General features: G+C 45.5%; 10 protein-coding genes. 5 read left to right on the top strand and 5 right to left on the bottom strand.

Translation table 11 applies throughout. The features are described from left to right. Positions 1-44: 44 nt before the first annotated feature. The gene (locus ACTRWI_RS16915) at positions 45-1,031 is read right to left on the bottom strand and encodes a glycosyl transferase family protein (protein ID WP_499132982.1); all 987 of its coding nucleotides are present in this window, start codon (positions 1,029-1,031) and stop codon (positions 45-47) included. A gap of 152 nt (positions 1,032-1,183) precedes the next feature. Between ACTRWI_RS16915 and ACTRWI_RS16910 the strand changes: the two genes are divergently transcribed. The 5 genes from ACTRWI_RS16910 (at position 1,184) to ACTRWI_RS16890 (ending at position 3,680) form a co-directional block, all read left to right on the top strand. Then, a complete protein-coding gene (locus ACTRWI_RS16910) occupies positions 1,184-1,483 on the top strand; it encodes a TetR/AcrR family transcriptional regulator (protein ID WP_499132981.1) in 300 nt (99 codons plus the stop codon). Then, a complete protein-coding gene (locus ACTRWI_RS16905; RefSeq protein ID WP_499132983.1) occupies positions 1,438-1,809 on the top strand; it encodes a TetR/AcrR family transcriptional regulator C-terminal domain-containing protein in 372 nt (123 codons plus the stop codon). Before ACTRWI_RS16910 ends, ACTRWI_RS16905 begins: the two co-directional genes overlap by 46 nt. Before the next feature lie 148 nt (positions 1,810-1,957). Continuing rightward, a complete protein-coding gene (locus ACTRWI_RS16900; RefSeq protein WP_499132980.1) occupies positions 1,958-2,290 on the top strand; it encodes a hypothetical protein in 333 nt (110 codons plus the stop codon). Between the two features lie 85 nt (positions 2,291-2,375). Beyond that, a complete protein-coding gene (locus ACTRWI_RS16895) occupies positions 2,376-2,975 on the top strand; it encodes a thiol:disulfide interchange protein DsbA/DsbL (protein ID WP_499132979.1) in 600 nt (199 codons plus the stop codon). Positions 2,976-3,185: 210 nt separating this feature from the next. After that, positions 3,186-3,680 (top strand): peptidylprolyl isomerase, encoded by a 495-nt coding sequence (locus tag ACTRWI_RS16890; RefSeq protein WP_063522298.1) that lies wholly within the window; start codon positions 3,186-3,188, stop codon positions 3,678-3,680. Positions 3,681-3,735: 55 nt separating this feature from the next. Here ACTRWI_RS16890 and cyoE read toward each other — a convergent pair whose 3' ends face one another. Genes cyoE through cyoB form a run of 4 tightly spaced genes read right to left on the bottom strand, consistent with a single transcriptional unit; the run spans position 3,736 to position 7,589 of the window. Next, a complete protein-coding gene (cyoE, locus tag ACTRWI_RS16885) occupies positions 3,736-4,605 on the bottom strand; it encodes a heme o synthase (protein WP_499132978.1) in 870 nt (289 codons plus the stop codon). A gap of 8 nt (positions 4,606-4,613) precedes the next feature. Beyond that, the gene (cyoD, locus tag ACTRWI_RS16880) at positions 4,614-4,925 is read right to left on the bottom strand and encodes a cytochrome o ubiquinol oxidase subunit IV (protein ID WP_499132977.1); all 312 of its coding nucleotides are present in this window, start codon (positions 4,923-4,925) and stop codon (positions 4,614-4,616) included. Then, positions 4,925-5,542 (bottom strand): cytochrome o ubiquinol oxidase subunit III, encoded by a 618-nt coding sequence (gene cyoC, locus ACTRWI_RS16875; RefSeq protein WP_063522295.1) that lies wholly within the window; start codon positions 5,540-5,542, stop codon positions 4,925-4,927. Before cyoC ends, cyoD begins: the two co-directional genes overlap by 1 nt. Further along, complete coding sequence (cyoB, locus tag ACTRWI_RS16870; RefSeq protein ID WP_499132976.1) at positions 5,532-7,589, bottom strand: cytochrome o ubiquinol oxidase subunit I; 2,058 nt, start codon at positions 7,587-7,589, stop codon at positions 5,532-5,534. The genes cyoC and cyoB overlap by 11 nt, the downstream gene beginning before the upstream one ends. Position 7,590: the final 1 nt, after the last annotated feature.

The following is a 7,590-nucleotide window of genomic DNA, read 5'->3' as shown; positions in this document are numbered from 1 at the left end:
ACAGCAATCGCTGACCTTCTCTTATAAGTTCTAGCGTATTTCAACTAACATGCACAGTACTCATGCCACAGGCGTACCGCTTTTTGGTAGGCCTCAGTTTTGTCATGCGTCTCCGCAAACAAAATTGCGGTCATACTATAGACCACTGTGTTCGCCATCAAAGTCATTTCTTCAGCAGGTGTCCCGAGTGCACATTCACTCGGCAGTGGTAGATCTGAGTTCATCATCTCTTCCCAATAGAAAGACTCAACTTTATCAGGAGAGCTCATCCATACCGTTTGACTGACTTTAGGGTTGTATTCCGACTCACCGTTCATTCCTTTGAAAGAGATAACCGAATAAGATTTGTTGCCAATCACATGTTCAACTTCAGCATGAAGCTGTGGGAAGCCCGGATGGAAGCTGCCACGTAAACCTAAACGGCCACCACCAGGGTTCAGTGCTCGAACCACCGTATTTATCGGCGTTCTCAACCCATAGCGATGCTTCCAACCAATCATGGTTTGCGCTTCAGGAGCAAAATTAGCTAACGGTAAATAAGCAATGCCATCTCGCTCAAGGATCGACTTAGCATGTACAGGATTATCAGCACATTGCAGACCGACATCTTGCAAATGGCTTTCTACGTGCGTTCTACCGCTCGGCTTGTCCATGTAACCATGCATCAATACCTTGTAGCCGTTATCCGCTAAGATCTTAGCCGCCAGCAGGTTCCAAGGCTTACCACTTGCGCTTTCATTGCGCTTACCGGCATAACACGGCCAATCAATATCAGCCCCTAAATCGGGTACTCGAGATTGAAACGCTTTAACAAAGCCAGCAATCTCTTCATTGGTCTCGTTCTGTACACGAATTAACATTAGTAGCATAGCCATCTGATCGTCACCGACCTGTCCGCTTAAATACTCATCCATGATGCGGTAGGCTTGTTCGAACGATAAAGGCTTGCGCCCTCTTTCCCCTCGTCCAACTGTACGAATACACTCTAAAATACTACTCATTGATTGTTTGATCTCTTCCGTTGATATCAATAAAATTCGAATCCGCTTTCGATTCTATGACACCAACAGTGCATTGCAAAGCGATTCAGGTGCTAACACTCTAATTACCAAAACCATCGTGGGAGTTCTAAAGGTAAACTTCGTGGTGTAAAATTAACGTATGCAATGCTAACCGCGACACATTGAGTAGTATCCCAATAACTGTAAAGAGAACACTGAGCCAAAGAAAACGAAAATCAATCGTTGCCGCTGCTATCGCAGAAGTTACTCAGCACGGTTATAAGGCCACCAATATGGACAAAATATCGAGCCGAGCTGAAGGATCTAAACGCACCGTCTGCAATCATTTTGCTAGCAAAGAACTGCTTCTCGAGGAGATACTAGGCAGTATTTGGAGTAAAACGCTCGCCGCCACGCACTTCCCTATCAGGCTGAACTGTCTCTTGAACAACAGCTCGCATCAATCGCGAATCAAGAACTAGAGCTTTTAGAGTCTGAAGGTTTTATCGATTTATCACGCGTGCTTTTCTCTGAGTACTTCCATAATGTGGAACTCGCGAGCCAAGCAATGGAGAAAAGCTCTCAAGCAGAGAGTGGGCTGATGACTTGGATAAAAGCTGCGCAGGCCGATGGTCGCTTAGTCGAGTTCGCCCCTCTGTTTGCTTCAACTCAATTCATCGCACTCATTAAGTCATTCGCTTTTTGGCCGAAGATCATTGGTCATGCCCCTTCTCCCGACACACAGCACAAAAACATCATCGTGAACTCAGCGGTTAAGATGTTTATCAAACAGTACCAGGCCAAATAAAAGTTGAGCCCTGCTAAGTTTTGCTGGGTTTTAATTAGAGATAGATAAACGAGTGAGGTATGATTTGCTCGTTTTGTGGCTGAGCGGTTTGCCAGTTGCAGAATCTGATTTATTTAAGCCGTTGTTCAGAGACAAAGACCACTATTTCATGCCAAAGTTGATAAGCAAAATTTGGGTACACGTTTTTATGCTGCTTGCGATGGTAATGGCCACCATCAGTGTGGATAGCATTGCGAGTAACAATATCGTGGCATCTCAACATCTATCAACGCAGTCAAACAGTATCTCGCCTTCACAGCCAATTGCCCAAGCTAACATTGAACATCATTGTTGTGGCTCAATTTGCTTGTTAAAAATGCCACCATTGATTGTGTCTGAGTCCTTCGATACTCAAACTGTCTCTTTAGCTCTTATTGAAAAAGAACCTTCACACAAAGCGATTATTGCGCCTCAAGCACCTTATCGCCCCCCTATTTCTTAATCGTTTGTCCCAAATTGGCAATCCATGCCACCCAAAAGAGCAATTTTGCTGTGCTTAACGACATCCAAATTTAGGAAATAAACACATGAAAAAACTATTTAACCTTTTTGCTGCTCTAATTATGAGCGCTTCAGTCAGCGCCGCTCAATTTGAAGAAGGTACTCACTACAAGATCCTTGATGTAGCAAAAGCAGAAAAGCCAGTTGTGACTGAATTTTTCTCTTTCTACTGCCCACACTGTTACAAGTTCGAAGGGGTAATTAAGTACCTAAAAGAAGACCTACCGGAATCAGCAAGCTTCCAAAAGGTTCACGTCGCTTTTATGGGTAACAATATGGCAGTACCGATGGCCAAAGCTTACGCAACAATGATTTCATTGGATGCTGAAGAGAGCATGGTTCCTGCTATGTTTGCTCAGATCCATGAGAAGCAAAAGACACCACGCGATGAAGCTGAACTGCGCCAAGTGTTCATTGATAATGGTGTCGATGCTAAGAAGTTTGACGCGGCATACAACAGCTTTGCGGTTAACTCTATGCAGAAACGCTTTGATCAACAATTTGATGCAAGCACGCTAACCGGCGTTCCTGGTGTACTGGTCAATAACAAGTACATCGTAAAGCCGGACCAAATCAAAAGCTACGAAGAGTACAACCAGCTAGTTAACTATCTGCTAACGCTCTAAGTCATTTTTCATCTCTAAGCCAGTGAACTCATCACTGGCTTTTTTATCTCTATCGGCGCTCAGAGCGCATGTAAATTAAAGACTCGCGCTATTGTTCACTGGCATCCGCAGCAAATTTTCATATACTGCAACTTATTAAGTCATCGACTATGTTGTTGTACTGAAAATACTCGTACTCAAAACCCTTAGCAATCAAATATTGGGACCTTTATGATCACTCTGACTACCAACTTTGGCGACATTGAAATTGAACTGAACCTTGAGAAAGCACCAGTAACGTCGAAAAACTTCCTTAAATACTGCCAAGACGGTTTCTACGAGGGCACGACATTTCACCGTGTTATTGAAGGTTTCATGATTCAAGGTGGTGGTCACACTATCGACATGACAGAAAAACCAACACGTGCGCCTATCGTAAATGAAGCAAACCGCGGTCTAAAGAACGTAATTGGCTCTGTAGCAATGGCACGTACTGATGCACCACATTCTGCAACAGCACAATTCTTTATCAACCTTGATGACAACGACTTCCTTGATCACACCTCGACTACGAACGCAGGTTGGGGTTACGCTGTATTCGGTAAAGTATCGGCAGGTATGGATGTAGTAAATAAGATTGCAGCTGAACCAACGACAATTCGCTGGGGTCACGAGGATGTACCTTGTGAAGATATTGTGATTACAAAAGTCACGATCAACAAGTAATCGGTAGAGAGTAAAAAAACACCCCGCTTATGCGGGGTATTTTATTAGTGCAGCGCTATAAAAATGGCAGCGGGATCAGTTCTAGTCCAAGAACACCGCTGATGCTCATCACCACCAGTAAAGAGACTTTAAAGACCGTCTTTGACCATTGGATGTAGTTGGCGCAATCCACCTTACGGAATGTCACCTTGGTCCAAATAAAGCATACTGCCGCCGACACCGCTAGGTATTCGTAACCCGCTTCGCCGAGCAAGAACAACCCAAGAGCAACCGCGCCAAAAGCAACCACGTACGCTTTCATGTGTTTGTGGGCCTTATCGATACCCTCTTTTACCGGTAGTACAGGAATACCCGCATCTCGGTAATCTTGAATGCGGAACATCGCAATCGCATACGAGTGCGGCATCTGCCATAAACAGAACATGATAAACAGCAGTACCGCTTCGATACTCAAGTAGTTTGTCACACCGAGGTAACCAACTAATGGTGGTACCGCACCAGAGATACTGCCTACGAGCGTGCCATACACCGAATTACGCTTGTACCACATGGTGTAGAAAAAGACGTAAAACACGTAGCCTAGCAACACCACTACCGCAGACATCGGATTAACGTATTGGAACAGTAGCGCCGTACCAGCTAGCAACATGACCAACGCGTATATGAATGCGACGTCAGTATTTATGTTGCCCTGAACCAACTCTCGGTTCTGAGTGCGTTTCATTTTTTGATCAATATCGCGATCAAAAATGTTATTCACCACACAACCTGATGCAATCACAAGCCCCACACCCGCCAATGTTATCAGTAACAACATCGCACTGGCTGGTTCTGTCTTTGCGGCAAGGAAAAACCCCGCCGCAACAGAAATCAGGTTGCCGAAAATGATGCCCGGTTTGGTAATAGACAAATAACTTTTCAGCATACCTTAGCCTACAACTTCATATTGACGTTCATGTTGTAGATGATCCACACCGAGCCAGCGATAAGGATCAATACAACAATGGCAGTAAACATCAGTGATACTAAATTCCACTGACCATCGGTTGTCTTCACTTCCATATGTAGGAAGTACTTAAATTGTACGAAGATCTGCACTAGCGCACAGCCAAACAGAACTACGTAAGTCTCAGTACTTGGAAGCGCATGCGCCCACACTAAATAGAACGGAATAATGGTTAGAATCAGTGATGCAACAAATCCAATCACATAATCTTTTACAACACTATCTAGATGCTGTTCCACTACATCACCCCCATTAAGTACACAATGGTAAATACACAAATCCAAACGATATCTAGGAAGTGCCAGAACAAGCTCAAGCACTGAAAGCGCATCGACATGTTGTCGTTTAAGCCTTTAGTTGAAAGCTGGTGATACGCCACAGCCATCCAAATAAGACCAAACGTCACGTGCAAGCCGTGTGTGCCTACCAAGGTAAAGAACGCAGATAGAAACGCACTCTCTTGAGGGCCATAACCTTCAGCAATCAAATGATGGAATTCATACACTTCCATACAGATAAAGGCTAAGCCCAGTAGAAACGTTACTTTTAGCCACTTTTTCAGACCAGAAACATCTTGGCGTTTCATTGCGATCATGCCAAAACCGAAAGTAATACTACTGAACAGCAGCATCATGGTTTCCACAAACACGAACGGAAGTTCGAAGATGTCTTTGCCCGTTGGTCCTGCAATAGAGCCACTTTCTAATACGGCATAAGTCGCGAAAAGCGTGGCAAACAGCACACAGTCACTCATCAAGTAAACCCAGAAGCCAAACAACTTGTTGCCCGCTGAGTCATGGTGATGATCATGCGAATGTGCAAGATCGTAAGTGTGCGACGGAGTATTAGCTTGCATACGTCGTCTCCAAATCATCTTTATTTGTGTTGTTATCACCGTCAGCGCTGTTCTCACCCACCGACTGTTTTTTCGCTTCTGCTAACTGTGCACGTCGAGCCGCTTCAATCGCTTTGATTTCTTCCACTTCCACGTAGTAGTCAACATCATCGTTGTAGCTATGTTGAATACATGTCACGACAATACCAACTAGGCTTGCCGCCGCTAACCACCAGATGTACCAGATCATTGCGAAACCAAATAGCAACGACCATGCAGATACATAAATACCTGTCGGTGTGTTCTTCGGCATGTGGATACGTTCGTATTCTTCTTCCTGAGTTGGATCGAACTCACCACTTTGCTTTTGATACCAGAACGCGTCTAGCTCATCGCCCTTAGGCAGTTTTGCAAAGTTGTAGAACGGCGGTGGTGAAGACGTTGCCCATTCAAAAGTACGTCCACCCCACGGGTCACCTGTAAGGTCGCGGTTTTGGTCACGGTCACGAACACTCACGAAGAACTGAACAAACTGACACACAACACCCATCGCAATCACACCAGTACCTGCAGCCGCAACCGCTAGTAGAGGGAAGAATTCAGGGTTAATGTCTTGGCTCAAACGACGCGTCATGCCCATGAACCCAAGAGCGTAAAGCGGTAAGAACGCCATCAAGAAACCGATGATCCAACAGTAGAACGCTCGTTTACCCCAAACTTCGTTCAGAGTGAAACCTGTCGCTTTCGGGAACCAGTAGCCAATTGCCGCAAAACAACCGAATACTACGCCACCGATGATCACGTTGTGGAAGTGAGCAATCAGGAATACTGAGTTATGCAGAATGAAGTCTGCACCCGGTACTGCCATTAGTACGCCCGTCATACCACCAACCGTGAAGGTGATAAGGAAACCAACAGTCCACAGCATAGGTGTTGTGAAGCGGATGCGGCCTTTATACATAGTGAACAGCCAGTTGAAGATCTTAACCCCGGTCGGGATAGAGATAATCATGGTTGCGATACCAAAGAAGGCATTCACATTCGCGCCAGAGCCCATAGTGAAGAAGTGGTGCAGCCAAACGACAAACGCAAGGATAGTGATTGCAACCGTTGCCCAAACCAGTGAGGTATAACCAAACAGTTTTTTACGTGCGAACGTTGCTGTCACTTCAGAGAACACACCGAAGATAGGCAAGATAAGGATGTATACTTCTGGGTGTCCCCATGCCCAAATCAGGTTCACATACATCATCACGTTGCCACCAAGATCATTGGTGAAGAAGTGCGTGCCGATGTATCTATCCAGCGTCAGTAGCGCGATAGTTACCGTTAGGATCGGGAAAGAGATGATGATCAGAATGTTGGCACACAGAGACGCCCACGTGAACACTGGCATTTTCATCATTGGCATAGACGGAGTACGCATGCGTAGAATGGTCGCGAAGAAGTTCACACCCGTTAGCGTAGTACCGACACCAGATATTTGCAGCGCCCATATCCAATAATCCACCCCGACTCCAGGGCTTGCCTCAATGCCAGACAGTGGCGGATAAGCTAGCCAACCTGTGCGGCCAAATTCACCAAGGCCAAGTGACATATTGGTTAGGATCACGCCAACGACAAACAGCCAGAAACTCAGGTTGTTTAGATAAGGGAACGCAACATCACGAGCACCGATTTGCAGCGGTACGATGATGTTCATCAAACCAATCACCAGCGGCATCGCCACAAAGAAAATCATGATCACACCATGAGCGGTGAAGATCTGATCATAGTGATGCGGTGGTAAGTAACCGCTCTCGCCTGCAGCGGATAACAACTGCTGACTACGCATCATCACCGCATCGGCAAAACCACGAATCAACATGATCATCGCAACGGCAATGTACATGAAGCCCAGTTTTTTGTGGTCTACTGAAGTAAACCATTCATTCCATAAGTATTGCCATTTCCCAGCTTTCGTTACCGCAGCAACAACAGCCAAACCAACCAGCGCAATCACCGCAAGTGTCACGACGATAATAGGTTCGTGGTAGGGAATGGACTCTAGAGTTAATCTTCCAAACATT

Source organism: Pseudoalteromonas sp. G5_S1_14_S5 (assembly GCF_054968605.1).
The sequence above is the reverse complement of the archived record's forward strand: the minus strand, read 5'-3'. Positions and strand labels throughout refer to the sequence as shown.